The organism is Delftia deserti (assembly GCF_042653485.1).
GTDB classification, from domain to species: Bacteria; Pseudomonadota; Gammaproteobacteria; order Burkholderiales; family Burkholderiaceae_C; genus Comamonas; species Comamonas acidovorans.
Map to the genome: position 1 here is coordinate 1,124,963 of NZ_JBHSIH010000001.1, position 25,535 is coordinate 1,150,497.

25 protein-coding genes are annotated in these 25,535 nt (G+C 69.4%); 18 read left to right on the forward strand and 7 right to left on the reverse strand.

Translation table 11 applies throughout. From position 1 onward, the window contains the following. Window positions 1–3: 3 nt before the first annotated feature. Genes ACFPFG_RS05315 through ACFPFG_RS05340 form a run of 6 tightly spaced genes read left to right on the forward strand, consistent with a single transcriptional unit; the run spans window position 4 to window position 6,404 of the window. Window positions 4–1,137, forward strand: a complete 1,134-nt coding sequence (locus tag ACFPFG_RS05315; protein ID WP_380105414.1) for an alginate O-acetyltransferase AlgX-related protein — start codon at window positions 4–6, stop codon at window positions 1,135–1,137. A gap of 13 nt (window positions 1,138–1,150) precedes the next feature. After that, a complete protein-coding gene (locus ACFPFG_RS05320) occupies window positions 1,151–2,731 on the forward strand; it encodes an MBOAT family O-acyltransferase (RefSeq protein WP_374618026.1) in 1,581 nt (526 codons plus the stop codon). A gap of 21 nt (window positions 2,732–2,752) precedes the next feature. After that, complete coding sequence (locus ACFPFG_RS05325; RefSeq protein WP_012204786.1) at window positions 2,753–2,992, forward strand: acyl carrier protein; 240 nt, start codon at window positions 2,753–2,755, stop codon at window positions 2,990–2,992. A 57-nt stretch (window positions 2,993–3,049) separates the two neighbouring features. After that, a complete protein-coding gene (locus ACFPFG_RS05330) occupies window positions 3,050–4,534 on the forward strand; it encodes an AMP-binding protein (RefSeq protein ID WP_380105417.1) in 1,485 nt (494 codons plus the stop codon). Continuing rightward, entirely contained in the window at window positions 4,531–5,232 is a 702-nt protein-coding gene (locus ACFPFG_RS05335; protein ID WP_380105419.1) for an alginate O-acetyltransferase AlgF, read from the forward strand. The genes ACFPFG_RS05330 and ACFPFG_RS05335 overlap by 4 nt, the downstream gene beginning before the upstream one ends. A gap of 26 nt (window positions 5,233–5,258) precedes the next feature. Beyond that, complete coding sequence (locus ACFPFG_RS05340; protein ID WP_380105421.1) at window positions 5,259–6,404, forward strand: acyl-CoA dehydrogenase family protein; 1,146 nt, start codon at window positions 5,259–5,261, stop codon at window positions 6,402–6,404. Between the two features lie 17 nt (window positions 6,405–6,421). On the opposite strand, the gene ACFPFG_RS05345 is transcribed toward ACFPFG_RS05340, so the two are convergent. Continuing rightward, window positions 6,422–7,396, reverse strand: coding sequence for a DUF4434 domain-containing protein (locus tag ACFPFG_RS05345; protein WP_380105423.1), 975 nt, complete (start codon window positions 7,394–7,396; stop codon window positions 6,422–6,424). A 158-nt stretch (window positions 7,397–7,554) separates the two neighbouring features. Further along, a complete protein-coding gene (locus tag ACFPFG_RS05350; RefSeq protein ID WP_380105425.1) occupies window positions 7,555–8,901 on the reverse strand; it encodes a dicarboxylate/amino acid:cation symporter in 1,347 nt (448 codons plus the stop codon). A gap of 213 nt (window positions 8,902–9,114) precedes the next feature. Between ACFPFG_RS05350 and ACFPFG_RS05355 the strand changes: the two genes are divergently transcribed. Next, entirely contained in the window at window positions 9,115–11,766 is a 2,652-nt protein-coding gene (locus ACFPFG_RS05355; protein ID WP_380105427.1) for a hybrid sensor histidine kinase/response regulator, read from the forward strand. Between the two features lie 24 nt (window positions 11,767–11,790). On the opposite strand, the gene ACFPFG_RS05360 is transcribed toward ACFPFG_RS05355, so the two are convergent. Beyond that, window positions 11,791–12,429: a LuxR C-terminal-related transcriptional regulator gene (locus ACFPFG_RS05360; RefSeq protein ID WP_034392075.1), complete on the reverse strand. Its 639-nt coding sequence runs from the start codon at window positions 12,427–12,429 to the stop codon at window positions 11,791–11,793. Between the two features lie 526 nt (window positions 12,430–12,955). On the opposite strand from ACFPFG_RS05360, the gene ACFPFG_RS05365 reads away from it, so the two are divergent. Both ACFPFG_RS05365 and ACFPFG_RS05370 read left to right on the forward strand, forming a co-directional pair. Further along, the gene (locus ACFPFG_RS05365; protein ID WP_312375106.1) at window positions 12,956–13,984 is read left to right on the forward strand and encodes a porin; all 1,029 of its coding nucleotides are present in this window, start codon (window positions 12,956–12,958) and stop codon (window positions 13,982–13,984) included. Window positions 13,985–14,218: 234 nt separating this feature from the next. Then, entirely contained in the window at window positions 14,219–14,383 is a 165-nt protein-coding gene (locus ACFPFG_RS05370; RefSeq protein ID WP_183019017.1) for a hypothetical protein, read from the forward strand. Window positions 14,384–14,442: 59 nt separating this feature from the next. Here ACFPFG_RS05370 and ACFPFG_RS05375 read toward each other — a convergent pair whose 3' ends face one another. From ACFPFG_RS05375 to ACFPFG_RS05390, 4 genes are all read right to left on the reverse strand, one after another. Next, complete coding sequence (locus ACFPFG_RS05375) at window positions 14,443–15,177, reverse strand: hypothetical protein (protein WP_380105430.1); 735 nt, start codon at window positions 15,175–15,177, stop codon at window positions 14,443–14,445. Continuing rightward, window positions 15,174–16,166 carry an MlaD family protein gene (locus ACFPFG_RS05380; RefSeq protein WP_312375098.1) on the reverse strand — a complete coding sequence of 331 codons (993 nt, stop codon included), beginning with the start codon at window positions 16,164–16,166 and terminating at the stop codon, window positions 15,174–15,176. Before ACFPFG_RS05380 ends, ACFPFG_RS05375 begins: the two co-directional genes overlap by 4 nt. Window positions 16,167–16,231: 65 nt before the next feature. Further along, window positions 16,232–17,035, reverse strand: a complete 804-nt coding sequence (locus ACFPFG_RS05385) for an MlaE family ABC transporter permease (protein WP_183019014.1) — start codon at window positions 17,033–17,035, stop codon at window positions 16,232–16,234. 60 nt (window positions 17,036–17,095) lie between these two features. Beyond that, on the reverse strand, window positions 17,096–17,560 hold the full coding sequence (locus ACFPFG_RS05390; protein WP_183019013.1) for a Cd(II)/Pb(II)-responsive transcriptional regulator: 465 nt from the start codon (window positions 17,558–17,560) through the stop codon (window positions 17,096–17,098). 39 nt (window positions 17,561–17,599) lie between these two features. Between ACFPFG_RS05390 and ACFPFG_RS05395 the strand changes: the two genes are divergently transcribed. From ACFPFG_RS05395 to ACFPFG_RS05435, 9 genes are all read left to right on the forward strand, one after another. Further along, window positions 17,600–19,810, forward strand: coding sequence for a heavy metal translocating P-type ATPase (locus tag ACFPFG_RS05395; RefSeq protein ID WP_380105432.1), 2,211 nt, complete (start codon window positions 17,600–17,602; stop codon window positions 19,808–19,810). Then, the gene (locus ACFPFG_RS05400) at window positions 19,807–20,193 is read left to right on the forward strand and encodes a DUF3703 domain-containing protein (RefSeq protein ID WP_380105434.1); all 387 of its coding nucleotides are present in this window, start codon (window positions 19,807–19,809) and stop codon (window positions 20,191–20,193) included. The genes ACFPFG_RS05395 and ACFPFG_RS05400 overlap by 4 nt, the downstream gene beginning before the upstream one ends. 48 nt (window positions 20,194–20,241) lie before the next feature. Next, window positions 20,242–20,745, forward strand: a complete 504-nt coding sequence (locus ACFPFG_RS05405; RefSeq protein WP_259649176.1) for a hypothetical protein — start codon at window positions 20,242–20,244, stop codon at window positions 20,743–20,745. A 121-nt stretch (window positions 20,746–20,866) separates the two neighbouring features. Further along, window positions 20,867–21,226, forward strand: coding sequence for a hypothetical protein (locus ACFPFG_RS05410; protein WP_380105436.1), 360 nt, complete (start codon window positions 20,867–20,869; stop codon window positions 21,224–21,226). Further along, a complete protein-coding gene (locus ACFPFG_RS05415; RefSeq protein WP_380105438.1) occupies window positions 21,223–22,671 on the forward strand; it encodes a TolC family protein in 1,449 nt (482 codons plus the stop codon). Before ACFPFG_RS05410 ends, ACFPFG_RS05415 begins: the two co-directional genes overlap by 4 nt. Before the next feature lies 1 nt (window position 22,672). Next, window positions 22,673–24,055 (forward strand): multicopper oxidase family protein, encoded by a 1,383-nt coding sequence (locus tag ACFPFG_RS05420; RefSeq protein ID WP_183019007.1) that lies wholly within the window; start codon window positions 22,673–22,675, stop codon window positions 24,053–24,055. Window positions 24,056–24,075: 20 nt separating this feature from the next. Then, complete coding sequence (locus ACFPFG_RS05425; RefSeq protein WP_374618020.1) at window positions 24,076–24,567, forward strand: cupredoxin domain-containing protein; 492 nt, start codon at window positions 24,076–24,078, stop codon at window positions 24,565–24,567. A 34-nt stretch (window positions 24,568–24,601) separates the two neighbouring features. Continuing rightward, window positions 24,602–25,132, forward strand: a complete 531-nt coding sequence (locus ACFPFG_RS05430; protein ID WP_374618019.1) for a DUF411 domain-containing protein — start codon at window positions 24,602–24,604, stop codon at window positions 25,130–25,132. A gap of 15 nt (window positions 25,133–25,147) precedes the next feature. Next, the gene (locus tag ACFPFG_RS05435; RefSeq protein ID WP_197956730.1) at window positions 25,148–25,531 is read left to right on the forward strand and encodes a copper-binding protein; all 384 of its coding nucleotides are present in this window, start codon (window positions 25,148–25,150) and stop codon (window positions 25,529–25,531) included. Window positions 25,532–25,535: the final 4 nt, after the last annotated feature.

Here is a 25,535-nt window from a genome sequence, read left to right on the forward strand (position 1 = left end):
ACCGTGGACCCCACCGCGCAAGAACTGCAAACCGACAAAGGACACTGGCGCAACGCCTGGATCTGGGGCGCCCTGCTGCTGTCGGGCCTGGCCTGGGGCGGCTGGACGCTGGCCCGCCAAGGCCCCAAGGCCGGCGAGCTGCAGCTGGCCGCCTGGCTGGATGGCCGCGCGGGCGCGGCGCTGAACAAGGGCCTGCGCCTGCCTGCGCAGTCCTCGCTGGAAACCGGCCAGGCCGCGCTGCGCTATCGCCTGCTGGGCGATACGGGAGCGCAGGTGGCCCTGGGCTGCCCGCAGTGGATGTTCTACCGCGACGGCCTGCGGCCCCAGCCCGGCACGGGCGCCGCGCCCTTCGAGGCGCGCCAGCGCCTGCTGCGCCACTGGACCCGGCAGTTGCAGGACAAAGGCATTGCCACCCTGGTGGTGGCCGTGCCCGACAAGTCGCGCATCGAGGCCGCCCATCTGTGCGGCCTGCCCGTGGCACCCGTGATGCTGCAGCGCCTGGACCTGTGGCAGCAGCGCCTGCAGGCCGACGGCATTGCCTTCGCGGATCTGCGTCCCGCCCTGCAGGTACAGGAGCAGGCGCAACCCGTTTTCTTTCGCACCGACGTGCACATGAATGCCGAGGGCGCGCGCACCGCCGCCCTGGCCGTGGCCCAGGCCGCGCTGCCGCTGCTGGGCGGGCAGCGCGGTGCCCAGGCCTTCGAGGAATCAGCGCCCGGGCCGCTGCAGCCGCTACCCGGCGACCTGCTGGCCCTGGCCGGCCTGGCCGATGCCCCGGCCGGCTGGCGCCCACGGCGCGACCAGGTGCGCCCGCAGACCATTGCCCCCGTGCGCGGCGGCGGCCTGCTGGACGAGACGCCGCCCGTGCAGGTGCTGCTGGCCGGCAGCTCCAACGGACTGCGCAGCAATTTCGCGCCGCAGCTGGGCCGCGCGCTGGGCCAGGAAGTCTGGAACCTCAGCATGGATGGCGGCCAGTTCAGCGGCGCCATGGTGGCAGCGCTCAAGCGCCGCGCCTCCTGGCCGGCCAGCCTGCGGCTGGTGATCTGGGAGTTCTCGGAAAACACCCTGTCCCTGCCCCTGACGGACGATGAAAAAGCGGCGCTCAAGGAGATGGACGCCGCGTCCCCGCCTGCGTGACCCCGCCCGCTACATGCTGTTCAATTCCTATCTTTTCCTGCTGCTGTTCCTGCCCATCGCGCTGGCGGGCCACTACCTGGCCGGCGCCATCAGCCTGCGGCTGGCCGCGTTCTGGCTGTGCCTGACGTCCTTTGTCTTCTACGGCTGGTGGAACCCGCAGTTCGTCGCCCTGCTGGCGCTGTCCATCGCCTTCAACTACGTGGTGAGCCTGCTGATCCTGCGCTTTGCCGGCCGTGCGCGGCTGCAGGGGCTGGTCACCGCCCTGGGCGTGGGCGCCGACCTGACGGCACTTTTTCACTACAAGTACTTCGCCACGCTGTTCAACTTCCTGGGCGAATGGGGGCTGACGCAGGGCGGCATGCACGAGCTCATCCTGCCGCTGGGCATCTCGTTCTTCACCTTCACCCAGATCGGCTATCTGCTGGACTGCCGCTCGGGCATCGTCAAGGAACGCAGCCTGCTCAGCTACGTGCTGTTCGTGACCTTCTTCCCGCACCTGATCGCGGGGCCCATCCTGCACCACAAGGAAATGATGCCGCAGTTCGCGCAGCCGGATAACTACCGGTTCCGCGCGGACAACCTGTCCATCGGCGGCACGCTGTTCGTGATCGGCCTGGCCAAGAAGGTGCTGCTGGCCGACGAGATCGCGCCCTATGCAGACGCGGGATTCGCCGCGCCCGGCGAGCTGCAGTTCTGGGCCGCCTGGGGCGCCAGCCTCAGCTACGCGCTGCAGCTGTACTTCGACTTCTCGGGCTACTCGGACATGGCGCTGGGCCTGGCGCGCATGTTCGGCATCCGTTTCCCGCTGAACTTCAACTCGCCCTACAAGGCCGGCAGCATCATCGACTTCTGGGCACGCTGGCACATGACGCTGACGCGCTACCTCACCGCCTACCTGTACTACCCCGTGGCCATGGCCATCTCGCGCGCACGGGAAAAGCGCGGCCTGTCCGTGGGCTCCAGCGCCGCGCGCACGCCCGGCGGCTTTGCGGCCACCATCGTCGTGCCCACGCTGTTCACCATGGGGTTGGCGGGCATCTGGCACGGCGCCGGCCTGCAGTACGTGATCTTCGGCCTGCTGCATGCCTTCTACCTGTCGGTCAACCACGCCTGGCGCATCTTCGTGGTCAGCCGCAAGCCGGCCGCCGCACGCAAATCGGGCCGGGGCGTGCAGGCGCTGTGCGTTGTCATCACCTTCATCGCCGTGCTCATCGCCCAGACCTTCTTCCGCGCCCACGGCGTGGGCGACGCCATGCTGCTGCTCAAGGGCATGGCCGGCCTGCGCGGCGTGGAGGCGCTGGAGTCGCTGTCCCACGTCCAGGGCCTGGCACTGGGCGATGCCATCCGCCTGGCCATAGGCCACCATATGCAGCTGGCCCTGGTCCTGCTGCTGCTGGCCATCGCCTGGTTCACGCCCAATGCCCACCAGATCCTGGGCCGCTTCTCGCCCGCCATGTTCAAGGTGCAGGAAGCGCCCCGCGCCTGGATGCGCTGGCGCCCCAGCGCGGGCTGGACGGCCGTGACCCTGTTCCTGCTCTTCCTGTGCCTGGTCAACCTGCACAAGGAAACCCGCTTCCTGTATTTCCAGTTCTGAAACGCCTGTTGGAGAGAAACCATGTCCCTGAACGACATCGAAACCAAGATTGCCCAGATCATCGGCGCCATCATCCTGACCTCGGTCGAGCCCGATACGCTGCTGCTCGAATCGGGCCTGGTGGACTCGCTGTCCGCCGTGGACGTGGCACTGGCCATCGAAAAGGAATTCGGCGTCAAGATACCGCCATCGGAGATCGACCTGCACCTGGAATCCGTGCACACGCTGGCGCAGTACGTGGCCGAGCAGCGCAAGGCCTGATGCAGCACCTGCACGCCGCCGCCCCGTCCCTTTGTCCCTGCGCAACAAGGAGCCCGCATGCGATTCAGTTTTGACCGCTTCGACTTCACCGAGCCCGGCGCCGACACCGCGCGGCCCGCCGTGATCGATGCTGCCGGCACGCTGGACTGGCAGCAACTGGCCCAGGCTGTGGCGCAGTGGGAGCAGCAGGCGCTGGCGCGCGGCGCGCGGCGTGACGAGCCGCTGCTGATCACGGGGCACAAGGAGACCGCGTTCCTCGTGGCCATCCTCGGCTGCCTGCGCCTGGGCGTGCCCTTTGTTCCCGTGGACGTGATCAACCCGCCCGAGCGCATGGCGCGCATCGCCACGCTGGTGCAGGCCGGCCTGCACTACGACGCGCAGGCCCGCAGCTTCCTGGACACCGGCATCGCCGCGCAGGCGCTGCAGGAAAAATCGCTGGCCTACATCATGTTCACCTCGGGCAGCACGGGCGATCCCAAGGGCGTGCAGATCGGGCGGGAGAGCCTGGGCCTGTTCGCCGGCTGGATACGCGACTGCCTGTCCCTGGGCGAGGCGCCGGTCTTCATGGACCAGATGCTGTTCAGCTTCGACTTTTCGCTGTTCAACTGGATGGGCGCCCTGGTCACGGGCGGCGCCTGCGTGCTGTGCGCGCGTGAGACCATTGCCGACCGCCAGGCCTTTGCCGCCTACCTGGCGGGCACCCATGTGAACGTCTGGGCATCCACGCCCTCCTTCGTGCGCCAGCAGCTGCTGGATGCCGATTTCGACCAGCAGCACCTGCCCGACCTGCGCGTCTTCGTCTTCGGCGCCGAATCGCTCACGCCCACCGTGGCTGAGGCGCTGTGGAGCCGCTTTCCCCAGGCGCGCATCATCAACTCCTACGGCCCCACCGAGGCCACCTGCTCCACCACCTGGGTGGAGATCGACCCCGCGCTGCGCCAGCGCGCGCCGCTGCCCTTTCCCATCGGCCGGGCCAAGCCCTATGCCGATGTGTTCCTGGACGAAGGCGAGATCTGCGTGGCCGGCGACCACGTGATGCGCGGCTACCTGAACCGCCCCGACCTGCATGCCACACGCATGTTCATGCGCAACGGCAAGCGCGGCTACCGCACGGGCGACCTGGGCGAGATCGACGGCGAGGACCTGGTCACCTTCCACGGCCGGCGCGACGACCAGATCAAGATGCACGGCTACCGCATCGAGCTGGCCGAGGTCGATGCCGTGCTGGCCACCCTGCCTGGCGTGCGCGCAGGCGCGGCGGTGGCACTCAAGCGGCCCGATGGCTTCATCGTGCGCATGATCGGCTTCGTGGACCTGGACCGCAGCGGCCCGCCCGGCATGCAGCCCCTGCCCGAAGCACTGGCCGGATGGCGCGAACTGCTGTCGCAGCGGGTGCCACCCTACATGATTCCGTCGGAACTGCTGGCCTGCCACGGCTTCCCGCTGACGCAGACTGACAAGGCCGACCGCAAGCAACTGGAGCGCATGTACCTCGATGCACGCATGCGTCCCGCCAAGGAAACCAAGGACCCGCAGGCATGACCTCCGCTTTCTCCCCCGTGATGCGCACCGTCGCGCTCGCCCTGGCCGGCCTGGCCGGGCTCTCCTGCCTGCCCGCCGCGCATGCCGAAGGCACGCTGGCCCAGCTCTATGCGGCGCGCCCGCCCGCAGGCTCGTCCTTCGTGCGCGTGGTCCACCCCGAAGCGGGCAAACTGCGCGTGAAGATCGCCGACGGCCCCGAGCAGACGCTGTCAGGCAGCAAGCCGGCCAGCAGCTACGCCATCGTCAAGGGCGATACGCCCTTTGCCATTCAGCTCGACGGCAAGAGCGCCGGCAGCATGAAGGTGGCACCGGGCAGCTTCACCACCCTGGTGCCGCAGCGCCAGGGCAAGAATGGGGCCGCGCGCTTCACGGCCATCGACGACTCCGGCGGCAGCCAGGACGCGCTCAAGGCCGAGCTGCGCTTCTACAACCTCAGCACCGACTGCCCCCAGGGCGGCCTGCAGGTCGCGCCCGCGGGCACGCCCCTGTTCACGGGCGTGGCGCCGGCCGCATCGGCCAGCCGCTCCATCAACCCGGTCAGCGCCCAGCTCGCCGCCACCTGCGCCACTGCGGCCAGCGCGCCGCTGGCGCTGCCACAGTTGCAGCCGGGCGACCACTACAGCCTGTTCATGACGGGTACGGCCGCCGCACCCGTGCTGCGCGGCCAGGCCAGCGCCACCGACACCTATCGCCCCTGACCCAGCCCAAGGAGACCGATACCGACATGCGCACCCGCTCCGTATTGCGTGAAGACCACCTGCTGTTCAAGGAACAGGTGGACCGATTCGTGGCCACCGAGATCCTGCCCCACATCAATGACTGGGAGGCCGAGGGCATCACGCCGCGCGCCCTGTGGCGCAAGGCCGGCGACAGCGGCCTGCTCAACTGCGACCTGCCCCCGCCCTACGGCCAGGGCGGCGACTTCGGCCACGCGGCCGTGGTCATCGAGGCGCTGGCGCGCGCCAACTGCCTGGGCATCGGCTTTTCCATCCATTCCGACATGGTGGCGCCCTATCTCTGGAACTTCGGCACGCAGGTGCAGAAGGACCGCTGGCTGCCGCGCATGGCCACGGGCGAGCTGATAGGCGCCATCGCCCTGACCGAGCCCGGCGCGGGCAGCGACCTCAAGGCCGTGCGCACGCGCGCCCGGCGCAAGAACGGGGGCGAGGGCGACGGCTACGTGCTCAATGGCCAGAAAACCTTCATCACCAACGGCGTCAACGCCGGACTGATGGTGGTGCTGGCCAGCACCGAGCCCGAGCTGGGTGCGCGCGGCCTGTCGCTGTTCGTGGTGGAAGAAGGCATGCCGGGCCTGGGCAAGGGCCCGGCCCTGCGCAAGATAGGCCAGCACAGCCAGGACACCTGCGAGCTGTTCTTCGACGAGCTGCACCTGCCGGCCGGCCACCTGCTGGGCCGCGCGAACGCCGCCTTCGAGCATGTGACCCAGGAGCTGGCGCAGGAACGGCTGGCCATCGCGCTGCGTGCGGCAGCCTCCACCGAAGGCATGCTGGACGAGGCTGCCGAGTTCGTGCGCAACCGCAAGGTCTTCGGGCGCCGCGTGCTCGACTACCAGAACACCCGCTTCAAGTTCGCCGACGCCCTGGCCAAGACCACCATGCTGCGCGTCTTCCTGGACGACTGCCTGGCCCGGCACATGGAAGGCTCGCTGGACTCCGTCACCGCCGCCATGGCCAAGCTCAACGCCACCGAGCTGCAGGGCCAGGTGCTGGACGAGCTGCTGCAACTGCACGGCGGCTACGGCTACATGGCCGAATACGGCATTGGCCGCGCCTGGGCCGATGCACGGGCACTGCGGATCTTCGGGGGCAGCAGCGAGATCCTCAGAGAGATCATCGGCAAGCGCTTCTGACCCCGCAGCCACCGCGCTCAGCGGGCGGCGGCCTTCCACTCGCGCAGCAGTTGCCGGGCCTCTGGCGTGTCGTTCAGCACCCAGGGGTCGATGGCGAAGGCAACGACGCGCTGGGCGCCGTAGTCGCGGGCCACGTCCCACTGGCGGCGCACGCGCTCGAAGCTGGCCGTGCGCGCCTGGAAGTCCGAGCCATCGGGCCGCGTGGGCGGCAGTTGCTCGAACAGTTCCACGATGAGGTCGAACGGCGCCCTGCGCTCCAGCAGCATCTGCTGCAGCGGTGCCAGCGCCTCGTAGTTGCGCAGTCCCGCCACGCCCACGCCGTCCTGCACCATGGGGCGCAGGGACACGCGGTCCAGCAGGATGCTCCACAGCGTGGGCAGGCTGCCCAGGGTCTGCAGCTGGCTGAAATAGGTGGAGATGCCGGGCACCTGGCCGGAGGTGGCCGCAGCCGCCTGGGCCAGCGGCTGCAGCGCACTCACCAGCAGCTCGATGCGCTCGGGCGCGGCCCAGTGGTACTGCTCCAGCTCGTAGGGGATGTACCAGCCGCGAAACGCCGCATGGCGCGGCCAGGTACTGGCGTACATATGGCTGGCGCCCTGCTCGGCGATATGCGCCAGGTAGGGCGCAGGGCCTGCGGCATTGGCAAGGCTGATCTGCTTCCACCAGCGCTCGTCATAGGGCAGGCCCAGGTGCACGCCCATGCCCAGTTCGGCGCAGATGTCCAACAGGTCGGCGATCTGCGCGTCGGCCAGCATCCAGCTGTCCGCCTCGGAATCGCCTTGCAGGCCGCTCCATTGCACGAACAGCTCCCGGCAGCCCAGCGCCTGGGTGGCAGCCAGGCGCTGGCGCCACTGGTCGCGCGGCATCTCCAGATGGCTGCGCCACGGCTGCAGAAAGCTGCCCGACACGGGCGCCGAGGCCGCGCAACCCACCAGCGAGGCACAGGCGGCGGCCGCGCTGGCGCCGAGAAATTCGCGTCTGGACAAATGCATGGTTGGGTCGGCCGCAAGGCTGCGTGAAGCGAAGCACCAAGAATACAGCCAAGCGGCGCGGCAGCCGCCTCAAAAGACAGCAGCCCAGCCAGGCTTGACCTGGCTGGGCTGAGGGTTGTCGCCTGCAGGGGGCGCGCCATGCGCCCCCCCGGCATGGGTCAGGAAACCTTGCCGACAGCGGCAGGCACAGCAGTTCCTGCCGGGCTCACCTCCATGGCGGACGCGCCATCCAGGGCGGCGTTGAGCTTGGTGTAGTCCAGCTCGTTTTCCCAGCGCGAGACCACCACGGTGGCCACGGCGTTGCCCATGAAGTTGGTCAGCGAGCGGCACTCGCTCATGAAGCGGTCCACGCCCAGGATCAGGGCCATGCCGGCCACGGGCACTTCGGGCACCACGGCCAGCGTGGCTGCCAGCGTGATGAAGCCCGCGCCGGTCACGCCGGCAGCGCCCTTGGAACTGAGCATGGCCACCAGCAGCAGCGCGATCTCGTGGCCCAGGGTCAGGTGGGTGTTGGTGGCCTGGGCGATGAACAGCGCGGCCAGCGTCATGTAGATGTTGGTGCCGTCCAGGTTGAAGGAGTAGCCCGTGGGCACGACCAGGCCCACGACGGACTTGCCGCAGCCGGCGCGCTCCATCTTCTGCATCAGCGAAGGCAGGGCCGATTCCGAGGACGAGGTGCCCAGCACCAGCAGCAGTTCCGCCTTCAGGTAGCGCGCCAGCTTGAGCACCGAGAAGCCGCACATCCGCGCCACGAAGCCCAGCACCACCACCACGAAGAGCAGCGAGGTGATGTAGAACGAGCCCACCAGCCAGGCCAGGTTCACCAGCGACCCAAGGCCGAACTTGCCGATGGTGAAGGCAATGGCGCCAAAGGCTCCCAGCGGCGCTGCCTTCATCAGGATGCCGACCAGCTTGAACACGGGGGCCGTCAGCGCCTCCAGGAAGTTGAGCACGGGCTTGCCCGCATCACCGACCATGGCCAGCGAGATGCCGAACAGCACGGCCACGAACAGAACCTGCAGGATGTTGTCGCCCACGAAGGGGCTGACCAGCGTCTTGGGGATGATGTCCATGGCAAAGCCGGTGAGCGTCAGCTCGTGCGACTTGGCCACATAGCCCTTGACGGCGGCCTGGTCCAGGTCGGCCGGGTTGATGTTCATGCCTGCGCCGGGCTGCACCACGTGCGCCACCACCATGCCGACCACCAGGGCCAGCGTGGAGAAGAACAGGAAGTAGGCCATGGCCTTGAGGAACACGCGGCCCACGGTGCGCAGGTGCGTCATGCCCGCAATGCCGGTGACGATGGTCAGGAAGATCACCGGCGCGATGATCATCTTCACCAGCTTGATGAAGGCATCGCCCAGCGGCTTGAACTGCTCGGCGTACTGGGGCTCGAAGTGGCCGAGCAGCACGCCTGCCACGATGGCGACCACCACCTGGAAATACAGCTGGCGGTAGAAAGGCAGCCGCTCGGGGCTGGCGGCGTGGGTGGGGACGGCATGCATGGTGCGGCTCCGGCGGGACTGTGTGGGGGTGGGCGCACCACCAAGGTGCGGCGAGGTCCAGTTTGTACCGCTGGCGTGCTCCGGCGCCGATAACCTATTGGTATTAGGCGCAGGTACGCTCCCAGGGAGAATGCACGCAGAATCAGGGTAATCCCCAACCCCTTCCCGCCCCTGGAAGGCACCAAGCTGGCGCCCAATCGGGTCCAGACCACCATGCCCCAACCCGTTCGACGCCCTTCACGCCGTTCCTTCTGGACCCTGCTGCTGCTGTTCGGCGGCATGCTCGCCTGCATGCTGCTGGCTGGTGAGCTGGTCTACCACCGCGCCCTGCGCGGCGAGGCCGAAAGCGTGCAGCGCCAGCTCAGCCTCTACGCCCAGGCCCTGGGCCAGCGCATAGACCGCTACCGCACCCTGCCCGAGGTGCTGGCGCTGGACGCGCAGCTGCGCGCCGCCCTCACCCACCCGCTGTCTCCCGCCGAGGTCGATGCCCTGAACCGCAAGCTGGAGCAGGCCAACGGCGCCAGCCAATCGTCCACGCTGACCCTGATCGACCGCCACGGCACGGCCCTGGCTGCCAGCAACTGGCGCGAGACGCGCAGCAACGTGGGCGTGGACTACAGCTTCAGGCCCTATGTGCAGCAGGCGCTGTCGCGCGGCAGCGGACGCTTCTACGGCATCGGCCTGACCACCGGCCTGCCGGGCTACTTCCTGTCGCAGGCCATCCTGGACGAACAGAACGCCGTCGCGGGCCTGGTGGTGATCAAGATCGCGCTGCTGGAGCTGGAGCGCGAATGGCTGCAGACGCCCGACGTGGTCATGGCCTCGGACGAGCACGGCGTGGTCTTCCTGGCCAGCCAGCCCGACTGGCGCTACCGCCTGCTGTCCCCCCTGAGCCCCGCCGACGAGGCGGACCTGGCCGCAACGCGCCAGTACATCGACCAGGAACTGCACCCCATGCGCTACCGCGTGCGCCAGGGCCTGGAGCAAGGCAGCCGCCTGGTGCAGATGCAGGAGCCCGCCCTGCCCGGCACCACGCTGTGGCAGACCCTGCCCCTGCCCGGCAGCGACTGGCAGTTGCACCTGCTGCACGACACGCAGGCCAGCACCGTGGCCAGCCGCTGGGCGGCGGCCGCCGCCGCGGGCGGCTGGCTGGCCCTGGGCCTGCTGGTGCTGTTCGTGCGCCAGCGCAGGCGGCTGGCCGCGCTGCGCCTGCGCAGCCGCCTGGAGCTGGAGACCGTGCTGCGCCAGCATGCCCAGGAGCTGCGCACGGCCCAGGACGGCATCGTCCAGGCCGCGCGCCAGGCCGACACGGGCCTGAGCCGCAGCCTGGAGCACCTGCCCCAGGGCGTGGTGGTGATCGATGCCGACCTCAACCTGGTGGCCTGGAACTCGCGCTACGTGGAGCTGTTCCGGTTTCCCTCCGAGCTGCTGCGCACCGGCCAGCCCATAGAGAACCTGTTCCGCTACAACGCCCGGCGCGGCCTGCTGGGGCCCGGCCCCATCGAGGAGGCCATCCACCGGCGGCTGCAGCATCTGCGCAGCGGCAGCCCCCACCTGCGCGAAAGCACCAAGGACGACGGCACGGTGCTGGAGATCCGCGGCAACCCGCTGCCCGATGGCGGCTTCGTCACCAGCTACGCCGACATCACCAGCTACAAGAACGCCGCGCGCGAGCTGCGCTCGCTGGCCGATGCGCTGGAGCAGCGCATTGCCGAGCGCACGCGCGACCTGGCCGAAGCCAAGCGCGAGGCCGAGCAGGCCAACCGCTACAAGACCCGTTTCGTGGCCGCCGCCGTGCACGACCTGCTGCAGCCGCTGAACGCCGCGCGCATGTTCAGCTCCCTGCTGCGCAGCCATCTGCATGACGAGGCGGGCCGCCATGTGGCCGACAGCATCGACGGCGCCCTGGCCGCGCAGGACGCCATCCTGGGCAGCCTGCTGGACATCTCGCGCATGGAATCGGGCCAGCTGGAGGTGCGCGTGCGCGACTTCGCGCTGGGCCCGCTGCTGCAGGTCATGCGCCACAACTTCGGCATCCTGGCCGAAAGCCGGGGCCTGCGCCTGAGCGCGGTGGACACGCGCTGCGTGGTGCGCAGCGACGAGGCGCTGCTGCGCCGCATCCTGCAGAACTTCCTGTCCAACGCCATACGCTATACGCGCCAGGGTCGCATCGTCATCGGCTGCCGGCGCCAGGCAGATCAGCTGCGCATCGAGGTGCACGACCAGGGACCGGGCATTCCCGAGAGCCTGCAGCACGAGATCTTCGAGGAATTCCGCCGCCTGGACGAAGGCCATGGCGACGACCGTGGCGCCGGGCTGGGCCTGGCCATCGTCGAGCGCCTGGGCCGCCTGCTGGGCCACGAGATCGGCCTGCGCTCGCACCTGGGCCGGGGCAGCGTGTTCTGGGTCTGCGTGCCGCTGGGCGATCCCGCAGCCGTGCCGCAGATCGCCGCGGCCACGCATTCCGGCGAAGCAGGCCAGGACGCACCACTGCAGGGCATGAGCGCCTGGTACGTGGAAGACGATGCCCAGTCCTGCACCGCCATGCGCGCCCTGCTGCAGCGCTGGGGCTGCAGCGTGCCGCTGGCCGGCGGCCCGGCCGAGGCGCTGGCGCTGGCCGCGCCCGGCGAAGCGCCGCAGCTGGTGCTGCTCGATGTGCGCCTGGGCCAGTTGCACGGCCCCGATGTCTACGCCCAGCTGTGCCAGCGCTGGGGCCAGTCGCCGCCCGTGATCCTGGTCACGGCCGAGCGCGACGGCATGGTGCGCCGCCAGGCGGCCGAGCGCGGCTGGGGCTTTCTGGCCAAGCCCGTGCGCCCGCCCGCGCTACGCGCGCTCATGAGCCAGATGCTGCTGCGCCACCGGTAGGCGCGGCATGCAGCGGCAGGGAGTTCAGACCGTGCCGTCGTTCTCCAGGCTCTTGACCAGCACGGCCGCCTGCGTGCGGCTGTAGCACTCCAGCTTCTTGAGAATGGCCGTCACATGCACCTTGACGGTGTTCTCGGCCAGCCCCAGCTCGTGGGCGATCTGCTTGTTGAGCAGGCCGTCGGCCAGGCACAGCAGCACGCGGAACTGCTGGGGCGTGAGCTGGGCCAGCCGCGCGGCCAGCGCGGCGTCGGCCTCGGAGCGCTCGGCGGCCATGGGCGGGAACCAGCTGCCGCCGTCCAGCACCTCCTGCAGCGCCGTGCCTATGGCCTCGGCCGGCGCCGATTTCGGAATGAAGCCCGCGGCACCGAACTGCTGGGCACGGCGGATCACGCGCGGGTGGTCGTTGGACGAGATCACCACCACCGGAACATCGGGGTACTCGCCGCGCACATGCAGCAGCGCCGAGAAACCGCGCGCGCCCGGCATGGCCAGGTCCAGCAGTACCAGCTCGATCTCGGGATGCTGCTGCAGCGCCGCGCCCAGGGTCGCAGCGCTTGCGGCCTCCAGCACGGCGAACTGCGGCAGGGCCTCGCGCAGCACATGGATCACCGCGGCGCGGAACAGCGGGTGGTCATCGGCAACGAGCAGGGTGGATTCGGACATGGGCGCGAGTCTGACACGTCTGCAGACACCTACCCGGCTCATGGACCCATGGAGGCCGATGGCCGGGTTGCAGGCTGGCACGCCGTTTGCAATCAGTTGCAGCCACCGGCCTGGCAACAGGCAGAAATCGCCCTCCATCCGACGAACAAGGAGCCCTGAATTGACCTATGTGCCCTCTTGCAACGACCTGCCGCACAGCCCTGGTGCCACGGCCCCATCCCAGTGCACGGCGGTGTTCAAGCCGCGAGAGTGCAAAACACAAATTAAGTTTCGTCATAACTGTGTCAAACACACCACTTTCTGGCCGGCGCAATGGCTCGGATGCGTTGTAATACGCGGCTTAGCCAGTCAACACCGCCTTGCACACAGGCCGAAAAGACATGCCGACGCCAGCCCGCCCCTGATGCGAAAACGCCACTGTTCCAGGTTTGCCACGTAGCCCAGCCTGGGCGATTGGTTCATCGTCTGCCCCGGTCACAGCACTGGCCACCCGTTTCCACTCTCCAACAATGAAAGACTCCTCAACATGAAACGTTCCTTCATCGCACTGGCCGCTGCACTGGCCTGCGCCGGCGCCGCACAGGCCCAAAGCTCGGTCCAGCTGACGGGCCTGGTGGACGCCTATGCCGGCTCCATGCGCATGGCTGGCGACGCCAGCGGCAAGGGTGTCGTGGGTTCGGGCGGCATGACCACCTCCTGGTGGGGCATGAAGGGCCAGGAAGACCTGGGCGGCGGCCTGAAGGTCGATTTCCAGCTGACGGCCTTCATGCGTGTGGACACCGGCAGCCCCGGCCGTTTCGATGGTGACCCGTACTTCTCGCGCGATGCCAACGTCGGCCTGTCCGGCGGCTTCGGCACGGTGCGCCTGGGCCGCGGCATGGCGCCCAACTTCCTGCCCACCATCCTGACCAACCCCTTCGGTGACTCCTTCACCATCTCCCCGCTGGTGCTGCACGCCAACGTGGGCACGACAGCCTGGGGCTCGGCCAACCTGACCACGCCGTCCGACACCGGCTGGAGCAACCAGGTCGTCTACACCACGCCCAAGTTCGGCGGCCTGCAGGCCAACGTCCACTACCAGTTCGGTGAAAAGGGCGGCGATTCCGGCAAGAAGAACATCGGCGTGAACGCCATGTACTTCGGCGGCCCCCTGAGCCTGGTGGCCTTCTACGAGCGCGCCCAGATCAGCAACCCCGTGAGCCTGGCCGTGATGCCCACCAAGACCGACTGGATGCTGGGCGGCACGTACAACTTCGAAGTGGCCAAGCTGTACGCGACCTATGGCCAGGCCAAGGTCAAGGACCTGGACCGCAAGAACAGCACCTACTCGCTGGGCCTGGATGTGCCCGTGAGCAGCGCCGGCACCATCAAGGCGGCCCTGGCCCGCACCAAGGCCGAGATCGGCGCCGTGGACTCCACGCGCACCACGGCCAGCCTGGGCTACGACCACTACCTGTCCAAGCGCACCGATGTGTACACCGTGCTGATGCATGACCGCATCACGGACCTGAAGTCGGGCACCAGCCTGATCGCGGGTATCCGCCACCGTTTCTAAGGCGACGCCTGGCCTGCCAGCACGGGCCAGGGATTCACGTCCCGAACTTTCAGCGAGGCCCTGCCTCGCTTTTTTTTGGCCGCTTGAAGAGCGATAGAAATTTTCTCTCGGCACTTTTCTACAAACGTCAAGAGAGAAAGCGATTGTCCGACAGCCACGCTGCGCAATCCGGTGTCCAATGGAGTCCAGGCCCAGCCCCATGCTCTGCCTGCGCTGCCAGACAGGAGGTCCACCATGCGCAGACCCAGCCCCTTCGGACGTCATCCCTTCATCGCCTTCACGGCCACGGTGGTGCTTGCCGTCGCTGCCAGCGTTGCCACCTTGTGGCTGGACAGCGCCGCCCCGGCCGCAGACACTTTGCTGCAAAAAGACCCGGGCGCCCTGCTGTCGTCGATGTAAGCCCTGCAAACGCCTGCAAATGCCTGCCCAGCGCCATCCCTTTCGGACTGGCGCTGTTTTCATTTGCCGGCCGATGTGCCCCCACCGCTGGCCGTCTTCTCCAGCAGCGACAGCCTGCGCCTGACGGCCTGGGCCTTGTCCACCTCGCCCGCCTGCTCATGGGCCCTGGCCTGCAGCAGCAGCCAGGCCATCACCGCGCGGCGCCAGCCTTGGGCCGAGGCGGTTTGCGCCCCCAGCTCCAGCAGGCCAGGCTCTGCAACTCCCGCCCTCAAGGCCGCGCCGGCCGCCACCAGCCGGGGCAGCGGCTCCTGGATGGCGCGCACGGCAGCCAGCGCCGCAGCGGGCGCCCCAGGCAAGGCCTGCGCCACGGGGCGCTGGACCTCTGGCAAGAGCGCCATGTCTTCGGGCCGGGGCATGCCTTGCAAATAGCGTGCATAAGCGGCCTCGGCCGGCGCAGCGTCAAGCGCCAGCGCCTGGTAGCCGGGACAGTCGTCCCATTCGAGACTGGCCACCTGGGCCGCGCAGCGCATCAGTTCCAGACGCGCAGCCAGGTCGGTGCGGCCCGTGGCGGCCACCTCGGCGCGGGCCTTGTCCCATTCCATGGCCTGCACGCGCTGGCGGCCTTCCAGGTAGGCGGTGGATGCGCGATGGGATGCCGATTCGGCATTCAGCGCCCAGTCCGGCGCGGGCGGGCGGCTGCTGCAGCCGGCCAGCACCAGGGTCAGCACGGCGCCGGCGACGGCATGGCGCGCCAGGAGGGTTGCGGCAGAAAGTTTCTTGGCGGCAGCACTCATGGCAGCTTCAACTCCGGTTGATGGGCAAACGGCCACTTGCGCTGCAGGTCGGCCAGTACGCCTTCCAGGCGGCGCAGGTTGCCCTCGACCTCGGCGCGCAGGGCGCCCAGGTCGGCCGTGGCCTCGCGCGCATTGGAGCCCACGGCCTGGGCCTCGGCCAGCACGGCGTCCACCTTGCCCAGCGTGCGGCGCGTGTCGGCCAGCAGGCCGTTGAGCTGCACCACGGTGGAACGCACCTCGGGCATGACGCCGCCGGCGTCGAACACCTGGCTGTCGGCCCGCGCCACCATGTGCTCCATGCGGGCCAGCGTGGCGTTGGCGCGGTCCAGCAGGGCCGTCACCTTGCGCGCCTCCTGCTCGCTGCCCATGACCACGCCCAGCACGCCGCCCGGCCCCTGGACCCGGCCGGCCAGGCCGCGCAGCTCGGTCAGCGACCCGCCCAGGGCCGAGTCCGGCGCGGTGAGCTGGGCGATGTTGCCCAGCACCTCCTTGGCCGTGGACATGATCTGCGGCAGCTCGGCCGTGGCATCGCCGCGCAGCACGGGGCGCACGGCCTCGTCGGGCAGCGGCGGATCGCTGAGGATGCCGCTGTAGGCCTTGATGGTGGTGCCGCCCACCAGCCCCTTGACCAGGGTGAAGACGCTGGACTCGCGCAGCCAGTGCGCATCCTTGCGCGGCACGTCGATCAGGATGCGCACATTGCCGTCCTGGGCCAGCTCGATGCGGCGCACGCGCCCGATCGGAAAGCCCGAGAAGGTCATGTCCATGCCAACGCTCACACCCTCGGAGTCGTCGGCCGTGAGGACCAGGCGCTGCGTGGCATCGAACACGCCGCGCGAATACAGCAGATACAGGGCCGATCCGAGGATCAGCACCAGCGTGAACAGCAGCAGCCCCGCTGCCTTGGCGCGCAGATGGGCAACGGGCCGCAAGGCCTCGATTTCCTCGCCGTCCCAGGGGTCTGGCGGCGTGCGCCGCGTATCGGTCATGGCATTCCTTGTTCTGGCACGGGCCTTGCCGTGCATGTGGGGTTCGTGGAGTTCAGCGGGCGTGCTCAGTAGTAATTGCCCATGAGCGAGATCACCTCGATCACCAGCAGCACGGCAAACATGCGCGCAAAGCCGCCCAGCGCCGCGCCGCCCAGCCGGTGGCGCCGCAGCGGCGCATACAGGCCCGAGGCCATGGGCATGATGGCCACGGTGAGGCTGAAGAACCAGGTCTTGAGCACGAAGACCAGGGTCACGGCGGGCGTGAAGATCTGGCCGAAGATGCGCGTATAGCCGGGCAGCCCGGCCAGCGTGAAGCCATAGACGCTCAGGTAGACGGTGACCAGGGCCACCACGCAACTGAGCACGGCCAGCGTGACCGAGGCAAACACGCCGCCAGCGGCACGCGGCACCAGGGCCATGCGCAGCGGATCGGCCCCGCGCTCCTGCCAGGCCCTCAACTGGCCGCGCGCGCGCAGTTGCGCAATCAGCGTGCCGTTGGGAATGGTGCAGCGCATGGCCACGAACAGCGCCGCCGTCAGCGGGATCAGCTCGATCACCAGCACACGCACCACCATCTCCAGCGCATAGCGCGACAGCCCGTAGCTGAGCGCCGTGACGATGACGATGCGCGTGATCACCGCGCACAACAGCGCCGCCAGCGCCGTGAAACCCAGCAGGATGGGCCCGGTCTGCACATAGATCTGGTGCGCCATGGCGCGCCGCGCGCCGCGCCGGTAGCTGGAAGGCGACATGGCCAGCACCAGCAGCACGGCGCCCAGGTAGACGCTGCGCCACCACGCCAGCGCATGGTCGCGCAGCGCAGCCCAGATGCGGTCGGGCAGGGACAGGGCGGCGTGGCTCAGGCTCATCGGCCGATGATAGCGAGCCGTACCGGGACGGTCCGTCGGACGCCGGCGCAACACGGGGGCCTACACATGGCGCTTGGTGCCCGTACTGCCCAGGGCAGCCGCCAGCGGCTCGTCAGCCTGGGCGTGCAGGGCTTCGATCAGGTGGCAATAGCCGTCCGATCCGTCGCACTGGCTGCGCAACTGCATCAGCTCGTGCTCCAGCGCGCGCAGCTCGGCCAGGCGCTCGCGCACATGGCCCAGATGCGCATCCAGGGTTTCGTTGGCGGCCACGCAGTCGGCCTTGCTGGCCCCGTCCAGCGCCAGCAGGGTGCGGACCTCGTCCAGCGACATGTCCATGGCGCGGCACAGGCGGATGAAGCGCAGCCGGTGCACATCGCTGTCGCTGTACAGCCGGTACTGGTTGTCCTCGCGCACGCCTGCACTGAGCAGACTTTCCTTTTCGTAGTAGCGGATGTTGGCGGCGGCCACGCCGGAGCGTTTGGCAGCCTCGCCGATGCGCCAGCGCGCAGATTCATGCTGTGACATGCTTGACCTTGAAGTGACTTCACCGTTTCCAATGCTCGCATGAACTCCAATCGCCTGCCAAGCCCTCAGGGCAACGAGGCCCTGAAAGCCTCCCCAGCCCTTTCCAAGCCCGCCTCGACTTCGCCGTCTTCCGCCTGCGGCACCGATTGCTGCGCGCCCTTCACCATCACCCAGCACACGCCGGCCCGCAAGAAGGCCCAAGGCCACTCGCATGCGCACGGCGAAGGCCATGGCCACGATCACGCCCACGCCAATGACCACGACCATGACCATGAACACGGTCACGACGAGAGCGACCCCCATGCCGGCCACGACCACAGCGTGCTGCCCGGCTGGCCGCGCATCACGGCCGCGCTGATTGCGGCCGTGCTGGCCGAAGCCGCCCACTGGGTCAGCGGCGCCCAGGGCGGCGTGCCGGCCCTGCAATACGGCGGCATGGCCGTGGCCGTGCTGGCCATTGCCCTGTCGGGCCTGGGCGTCTACAAGGCCGGCATACGCGACGTGCTGCGCCTGAAGCTGGGCATCCATGCGCTGATGGCCATCGCCGTCACGGGTGCCTTCGCCATCGGCCAGTGGCCCGAGGCCGCCATGGTCATGGCCCTGTACGCCGCGGCAGAACGCATCGAGGACCAGGCCATGGACCGGGCGCGCAATGCCATCCGCAGCCTGCTGCAGATGGCGCCCGAGACGGCAGACATCCTCCAGCCCGACGGCAGCGTGCAGCGCGTGGCCGCCGCCGACGTGGCGCTGGAGGCCACCGTGCGCGTGGCCCCCGGCGCGCGCGTGCCGCTGGACGGCGTGGTCATCCGTGGCCAAAGCTCGGTCAACCAGGCGCCCATCACCGGAGAAAGCGCACTGGCAGACAAGGCCCCGGGCGACGAGCTCTACGCCGGCAGCATCAACCAGGATGGCGAGCTGCAGATGCGCGTCACCTCGGCGGCCAATGACAGCCTGATTGCACGCATCGTCCACGCCGTGGAGCAGGCCCAGGCCTCCAAGGCGCCCACCCAGCGCTTCGTCGATCGCTTTGCCGCCGTCTACACGCCCATCGTGCTGGTGCTGGCCATTGCGCTGGCGGTGCTGGCACCGCTGGTCATGGACTGGAGCTGGCATGACGCGGCCTACCAGGCCCTGGCCCTGCTGGTCATCGCCTGCCCCTGCGCCCTGGTGCTGTCCACCCCTGTCACCGTGGTCAGCGCACTCACGGCGGCTGCACGGCGTGGCCTGCTGATCAAGGGCGGCCAGGCGCTGGAATCGGCCCGCAAGCTGCGCGCCATCGCACTGGACAAGACCGGCACGCTGACCACGGGCAGCCCCAAGCTGGTCGAGTGGAAATCCTGGAGCGAAGAGGATGCGGCCCATGACTCCAGCTCGCCCGCCGCATATGCCCTGGCCCTGGCCGGCCGCTCGGACCACCCGGTCTCGCGCGCCATTGCCTCCGGCCTCCAGGCCGATGCCGCCGTGGCCGCCGATGCCGCACGGGCCTCGGTCAGCAAGCTGCTGGCCCTGCCCGGCCGTGGCGTGCAGGCCGAGATCGACGGCCAGCTCTGGACCCTGGCCAACCTGCGCTGGGTGCAGGAGCAAGGCTGGGACAGCGCCGCGCTGCGCGCCGGCCTGGCCATGCACGAAGCCCAGGGCCGCACCGTGACCCTGCTGGCCGACAGCAGCGGCGTGCGGGCCCTGTTCGCCGTGGCCGACCCGCTGCGGCCCCAGGCCCGCGAGGCCGTGGCACGCCTGCAGGCCCTGGGCGTGCAGCCCGTGGTGCTCAGCGGCGACAACACGGCCACCGTGCGCTCCATCGCTGCCGAAGCCGGCATCCAGGATGCGCGCGGCGGCCTGCTGCCCCAGGACAAGCTCGACGCCCTGGCCGAGCTGCAACGCACACGCGGCCCCACGGCCATGACCGGCGACGGCATCAACGACGCACCCGCACTGGCCCAGGCCGACATCGGCTTTGCCATGGGCGGCATGCACAGCACGGGCATGGCCATGGAAACCGCCGATGTGGTGCTGATGAACGACGACCTGCGCCGCCTGCCCGAGGTGGTGGAACTGTCGCGCAGCGCCCACGCCGTGCTCTGGCAGAACATCGCCCTGTCGTTGGGCGTCAAGCTGGTGTTCTTCGGGCTGGCACTGGCCGGCAACGCCAGCATGTGGCTGGCCGTGCTGGCGGACATGGGCGTGAGCCTGCTGGTGGTCGGCAACGGCCTGAGGTTGCGCCGCTGGGGCAGCGACAGGGAGGCGGCATGACCGACGCCCAGCGCCGCGCCGCCTTCGCCCACCTGCTGCACAGTTTCCGTTCAAGCCAGGACCAGGCGCCTGCACAGCGCTGGCTGCTGCTGGAGGCCAGCCATGTGCTGGGCCAGCAGCAGCTGGGCCTGCACTGGCGATCCCACTGCTGGATGCTGCGCCATGCGCTGCAGCTGCGCGATGGCGGGGAGGTGGCAGGCCAGTTGCTGCGCCTGGCCCTGGTGCCTGCAGGCCACCTGCTGGACCGGCTGCCGCGCGGCAACACAGGCCGCGCCACGGTGCCGGCCACCCTGCCCATGGACATGCCGCCCGCCGTATCGGCCCTGATTGCCGAGGCCCTGCGCGCCACGCGCCACACGCCCCGGCAAAGCTCACGCGCCTGAGGAACTTCGCGCCGCCGTCCGGTATCATCCAAGCCTATGCGCCGCCCCTTGTCCATTGTCCTGGTCTTGCTGCTGGTCCTTCGTGGCCTGCTGGGCGACGCCATGGCCATGGGGGCTGCGCCCGTCATGTCGGCCCTGGCGCCGGCTGCCGCATCTGCGCCAGCGTTGGATCCGGCGTCTGCACTCCACCACCACGCGCCGGAAATTGCGTCGGCAATCGCGCGGGAAGTCGCGCTGGAAATCACGCAATCGCCGGACAGCCCCGAGCAGCTTCACGCGGCGCACGTCGCAGATCACGGCCCGGATCACGCATCACACGCCGAGCACAGTGCAGGCTGCGCCCCCCAGGCCGGCGGCCATCCGGGCGGCAGCTGCGGCGAACATGAACATGGGCCCAGCTGCACCCTGTGCGGCATCTGCCATTCAGCCCTGTTCACTCCTGGCCAGATCGGTTCGGACGGCGCAGCGCCGTCCGCCGCACTGCGCCCCCAAGGCAGCGCGCGCTTTGCCAGCGCGGCCAAGCTGCAGGCCATCAAGCCACCCATTTCCTGAAGCCTGACGCCCGAAGTGCGTCCGCGCCATCCCTGCCGCCCCTCCATGGGCAGCCCGCTTGCGGGCATGGCGGGGCGTCTGGCCGCGGATGCGTTGTCCGTTTCGCATTCAGGAGAACACCATGCGCCGTGCGCATTTTCTCGCCCCCCTCATCCAATTCGGGCTGGCGGCCCTTGCCGCATCCAGCCCCGCTGCCTGGGCCCAAGCCCATGACGGCAGCCACCCCCCGGCCTCTTCCTCCGCAGGCCTGACCGGCGCCATCGATCCGGCTGCGGCCAGCCTGCCGCTGCGCCATGCCGCGCTGCCGGCCAGTGGCGCCGTGGAAACCGAACTGACCGACTGGCGCCAGGCCAATGCCGCCGTGGGCGAGTTTCCCAACGGCCATATGGACATCCTGCGCTGGGAGGCAGCCCAGGCCGGCCGATCCACTCCGGCGCCGTCCCCGCACGGCTCTCACATGCAGCACGGAGGCCGGCCATGAAGCGCGCCCTCTTCGCCCCCACCCGGCTGGTCGGCGCCATGGCTGCCGTGCTGGCCCTGGCCGGCTGCGCCAGCATCTCGCCCGACGGCCTGCGCGGCGCGGTCCAATCCCATACCGCCAGCCGGCTGCCGGACGGCGCCCAGCTGCCGCAACCCGAACCGCAGGCCCGCGACACGGCGCAGCAGCGTATCGACGAGTGGCTGCGCCAGCCGCTGGACATGGACCAGTCCGTGCGCATCGCACTGCTCAACAACCCCGGCCTGCAAGCGCGCCTGGCCCAACTGGGCGTGCAGGATGCCGAACGCGTCCAGGCCCTGACCCTGCCCAACCCCACGCTGGCCCTGGGCCGCATGGTCAACAGCGACGAGCGCGAGATCGAGCGCCAGCTGAGCTTTGGCCTGGTCAGCCTGATCACCCTGCCCTGGCGCAGCCGCTGGCAGGGCATGCAGATGGAACAGGCCACGCTGACCGCCGCGCAGGATGTGCTGCGGCTGGCCGCCGACACGCGCCGCGCCTGGCTGCGCGCCGTGGCCGCGCGCCAGCAGCTGGCGTCCAGCGAGCGCATGCACGAGGCGGCCGAGGCCGGGGCCGAGCTGGCGCGGCGCATGGCCCGAGTGGGCAACTTCAGCCGGCTGCAGCAGGCACGCGAGCTCAGCATCCAGCAGGACACCGCAGCCCAGCTGGCGCGTGCGCGCCTGGCCGCCACGGCCGAGCATGAACAGCTGGCACGCCTGATGGGCCTGTGGGGCAGGCGCATCGATTTCCGCCTGCCCGAGCAGTTGCCGCCCCTGCCGCAGGCCGCCACGGCGCTGCGCAGCGGCGACGACGCCGAAGCCACCGCGCTGCGCGAGCGCCTGGACCTGCGCGCCCTGCGCCGCGACCTGGACCAACTGGCCGAACGCCGTGGCTGGGCGCGCCTGGGTGCCATGTTCGGCGACATCGGCCTGGGGTACAGCCGCAACACCGCCACCGACAAAGCCACCGGCCACAGCGATGTGACGCGCGGCTGGGAGATCGATTTGCCCCTGCCGCTGTTCGACTGGGGTGGCGCCGCCAGCGGCCGCGCACGTGCCGAGGTCCAGCGCAGCGCGGCCCAGTTGCAGCAAGGCGCCATCCAGGCGCGGGCCGAGGCGCGCAGCAGCTGGATGCGCTACCGCACGGCCTGGGATCTTGCGCACCAGCAGCAGGCCGAGGTGCTTCCGCTGCGCCGCTTCATCCAGGACGAAACCATGCTCCGCTACAACGGCATGTTCGTCAGCGTCTGGGAGTTGCTGGCCGAGGCCCGCAACAGCGCCCAGGCCGTGGCCACCGCCACCGACGCCCAGCGCGACTTCTGGCTGGCCGACACCGACCTGCAGCTGGCTCTGACGGGAACCTCGCCAGGCACGGTCGAGGCCGCATCCGGCGCCGCCGCCCCCACTCCCACGAACACAGCGAGCCACTGAAATGAACCGCCGCAACTTCTTCACCGGCGCGGCCGTGGCCGCCGTCTCCAGCGCCGCCGTCAGCCGCGTGGCCCTGGCCGCCCTGCCCGAGGCAGCGACCCAGTCCTCGGCCGAAACCGCCGCCCCGCTGGCACCGCCCAACGGCCGCCCCTACCGCCCCGTGGTCACGCTCAACGGCTGGACCACGCCCTGGCGCATGAACGCAGGCGTCAAGGAATTCCACCTGGTGGCCGAGCCCGTGGTGCGCGAGGTGGCACCGGGCTTCTTCGTCAACATGTGGGGCTACAACGGCCAGAGCCCCGGCCCCACCATCGAGGTCGTGGAAGGCGACAAGGTCCGCATCTTCGTGACCAACCGCCTGCCCGAGCACACCACCGTGCACTGGCACGGCCAGCGCCTGCCCAACGGCATGGATGGCGTGGGCGGCTTGACCCAGCCGCACATCCCACCCGGCAAGACCTTCGTCTACGAGTTCACGGCGCGCCGCCCCGGCACCTTCATGTACCACCCGCATGCCGACGAGATGGTGCAGATGGCCATGGGCATGATGGGGCTGTGGATCACGCATCCGAAGGCGGCCCACCCGCAGATCGCCGAGGTCCAGCGCGACTACGCCTTCCTGCTGTCGGCCTACGACGTGGAGCCCGGCTCCATGACGCCGCGCGTGGCCGAGATGACGGACTTCAACATCTGGACCTTCAACAGCCGGGTGTTCCCCGCCATCAGCCCCGTCGTCGCCAGGCGCGGCGACCGGGTGCGCCTGCGCGTGGGCAACCTGACCATGACCAACCACCCCATTCACGTGCACGGCCATGAGTTCGAGGTCACGGGCACGGACGGCGGCCCCGTGCCCCGGTCCGCGCGCTGGCCCGAAGTGACCACCGATGTGGCCGTAGGCCAGATGCGCCAGGTGGAGTTCATCGCCGACGAGCTGGGCGACTGGGCCCTGCACTGCCACAAGAGCCACCACACCATGGGCGCCATGGGTCATGACACGCCGACCATGATCGGCGTGGACCACCGGGGCCTGGTCGGCAAGATCCAGAAGATCGTGCCCGACTACATGGTCATGGGCGAGCGCGGCATGGGCGACATGGCCTCCATGGAGATGCCTTTGCCCGACAACACCTTCCCGATGATGACCGGCACGGGCCCCTTCGGCCCCATCGAGATGGGAGGCATGTTCACCACCCTCAAGGTGCGCGAGCAGCTGGGCGCCAACGACTATGGCGACCCGGGCTGGTTCACCCACCCCAAGGGCAGCGTGGCCCATGAATGGAAGGGGCCGGCGGCCGAGGCTTCCGCACCGCGCCAGACCACGCCCGGCCAGTCCCCCGGCGCACCCAGTGTGCGCAAGCCCGGTGCGGGCCATGAGCACCACTGATGCCATCCAAGGAGTACCTCATGAACACCTTTGCCTTCCTCCTCGCCACCGCACTGCTCGCCAGCCCCGCTGCCGTCTTCGCCCATGGCAGCGAAACCCACGATGGCCCTCCGAAGGCCGCCGCGGTCAAGGAGCAAAAGCCCTGGGGCATTGCCGGCGATGCCTCGGCCGCCCGGCGCACCATCACGCTGGACATGAGCGACAACATGCGCTTCACGCCAGAGCGCATCAGCGTCAAGCGCGGCGAGACGGTGCGCCTGCGCGTGGCCAACAAGGGCCAGATCATGCACGAGATCGTGCTGGGCACGCCGGCCTCGCTGGACGAGCACGCGCAGATGATGCTCAAGTTCCCCACCATGGAGCACGGCGAGCCCTACATGGCCCATGTCTCGCCCGGCAAGTCCGGCGACCTGGTCTGGAATTTCAACCGCGAAGGCAGCTTCGACTTCGCCTGCCTCATCCCCGGCCACTACCAGGCCGGCATGCGCGGAACCATCACGGTGACGCGATGAGCGCGCCCGCTTCCCCCCCCTTCAGGAGCACACCATGAAACATGAACGCATGGCATCCGCCCACCCGCGCCGCAGTGCGCTGCACCGCATGGCCCTGGCCTGCACGGCATTCGCCGCCCCTTCTCTGTGGGCGGCTGCACCCACGGCGCCCAAAGAAGCACCCAGTACCCGCATCCCCGTCGAGGTCTGGAAGGACCCCAACTGCGGCTGCTGCCAGGACTGGGTGGTGCACATGGAGCACAACGGCTTTGCCGTCACCGTGCACGACACCGGCAACAGCGCCGTGCGCGCCAGGCTGGGCATTCCGGCGCGCCTGGGCTCCTGCCACACGGCCCTGGTCGAAGGCTATGCGCTCGAAGGCCACGTGCCTGCGGCCGACGTGCACAAGCTGATCAAGCAAAAGCCCAAGGCGCTGGGCATTGCCGTGCCCGGCATGCCCGTGGGCAGCCCTGGCATGGACGGCCCCGAGTACGGCGGCCGCAAGGACCCCTACGAGGTGCTGCTCATCACCAAGAACGTCATGAACAACGACGTTTCCACCCGAACCTTCACCAGCTACCGCTGAACCCTGGAGCACACCATGCACAACACAGTCCCCCTTGCCTCCCGTACCGCCCTTGCCGTGCGCATGGCCCTGGCCGCCGCGCTGATCCCCGCCTGGACAGCCGCACAGGCCACGGCCCATGACCATGCAGGCCATGGCGCGCAATCTGCCGAAACCGCGTCCGCCGCCTCCAGCCAGGATCTCAGCGAAGGCGAGGTCACGCGCTGGGATGCACGCACCAACAAGGTCACGCTGCGCCACGGCGAACTCAAGAACCTGGGCATGCCGCCCATGACCATGGTCTTCCAGCTGCGCGTGGCCGCGCCCGAGCCCGCCCTCAAGGCCGGCGACAAGGTGCGCTTTCGCGCCGAGCAGGACCAGGGCGCCTTCGTGGTCACGCAGCTGGAAGTGCTGCGCTGAAGGC

Coding starts and splice junctions, on each gene's coding strand:
- ACFPFG_RS05320 (WP_374618026.1), top strand. CDS start 1,151: ATGCTGTTCAATTCCTATCTTTTCCTGCTGCTGTTCCTGCCCATCGCG.
- ACFPFG_RS05325 (WP_012204786.1), top strand. CDS start 2,753: ATGTCCCTGAACGACATCGAAACCAAGATTGCCCAGATCATCGGCGCC.
- ACFPFG_RS05330 (WP_380105417.1), top strand. CDS start 3,050: ATGCGATTCAGTTTTGACCGCTTCGACTTCACCGAGCCCGGCGCCGAC.
- ACFPFG_RS05335 (WP_380105419.1), top strand. CDS start 4,531: ATGACCTCCGCTTTCTCCCCCGTGATGCGCACCGTCGCGCTCGCCCTG.
- ACFPFG_RS05340 (WP_380105421.1), top strand. CDS start 5,259: ATGCGCACCCGCTCCGTATTGCGTGAAGACCACCTGCTGTTCAAGGAA.
- ACFPFG_RS05345 (WP_380105423.1), bottom strand. CDS start 7,396: ATGCATTTGTCCAGACGCGAATTTCTCGGCGCCAGCGCGGCCGCCGCC.
- ACFPFG_RS05350 (WP_380105425.1), bottom strand. CDS start 8,901: ATGCATGCCGTCCCCACCCACGCCGCCAGCCCCGAGCGGCTGCCTTTC.
- ACFPFG_RS05355 (WP_380105427.1), top strand. CDS start 9,115: ATGCCCCAACCCGTTCGACGCCCTTCACGCCGTTCCTTCTGGACCCTG.
- ACFPFG_RS05360 (WP_034392075.1), bottom strand. CDS start 12,429: ATGTCCGAATCCACCCTGCTCGTTGCCGATGACCACCCGCTGTTCCGC.
- ACFPFG_RS05365 (WP_312375106.1), top strand. CDS start 12,956: ATGAAACGTTCCTTCATCGCACTGGCCGCTGCACTGGCCTGCGCCGGC.
- ACFPFG_RS05370 (WP_183019017.1), top strand. CDS start 14,219: ATGCGCAGACCCAGCCCCTTCGGACGTCATCCCTTCATCGCCTTCACG.
- ACFPFG_RS05375 (WP_380105430.1), bottom strand. CDS start 15,177: ATGAGTGCTGCCGCCAAGAAACTTTCTGCCGCAACCCTCCTGGCGCGC.
- ACFPFG_RS05380 (WP_312375098.1), bottom strand. CDS start 16,166: ATGACCGATACGCGGCGCACGCCGCCAGACCCCTGGGACGGCGAGGAA.
- ACFPFG_RS05385 (WP_183019014.1), bottom strand. CDS start 17,035: ATGAGCCTGAGCCACGCCGCCCTGTCCCTGCCCGACCGCATCTGGGCT.
- ACFPFG_RS05390 (WP_183019013.1), bottom strand. CDS start 17,560: ATGTCACAGCATGAATCTGCGCGCTGGCGCATCGGCGAGGCTGCCAAA.
- ACFPFG_RS05395 (WP_380105432.1), top strand. CDS start 17,600: ATGAACTCCAATCGCCTGCCAAGCCCTCAGGGCAACGAGGCCCTGAAA.
- ACFPFG_RS05400 (WP_380105434.1), top strand. CDS start 19,807: ATGACCGACGCCCAGCGCCGCGCCGCCTTCGCCCACCTGCTGCACAGT.
- ACFPFG_RS05410 (WP_380105436.1), top strand. CDS start 20,867: ATGCGCCGTGCGCATTTTCTCGCCCCCCTCATCCAATTCGGGCTGGCG.
- ACFPFG_RS05415 (WP_380105438.1), top strand. CDS start 21,223: ATGAAGCGCGCCCTCTTCGCCCCCACCCGGCTGGTCGGCGCCATGGCT.
- ACFPFG_RS05420 (WP_183019007.1), top strand. CDS start 22,673: ATGAACCGCCGCAACTTCTTCACCGGCGCGGCCGTGGCCGCCGTCTCC.
- ACFPFG_RS05425 (WP_374618020.1), top strand. CDS start 24,076: ATGAACACCTTTGCCTTCCTCCTCGCCACCGCACTGCTCGCCAGCCCC.
- ACFPFG_RS05430 (WP_374618019.1), top strand. CDS start 24,602: ATGAAACATGAACGCATGGCATCCGCCCACCCGCGCCGCAGTGCGCTG.
- ACFPFG_RS05435 (WP_197956730.1), top strand. CDS start 25,148: ATGCACAACACAGTCCCCCTTGCCTCCCGTACCGCCCTTGCCGTGCGC.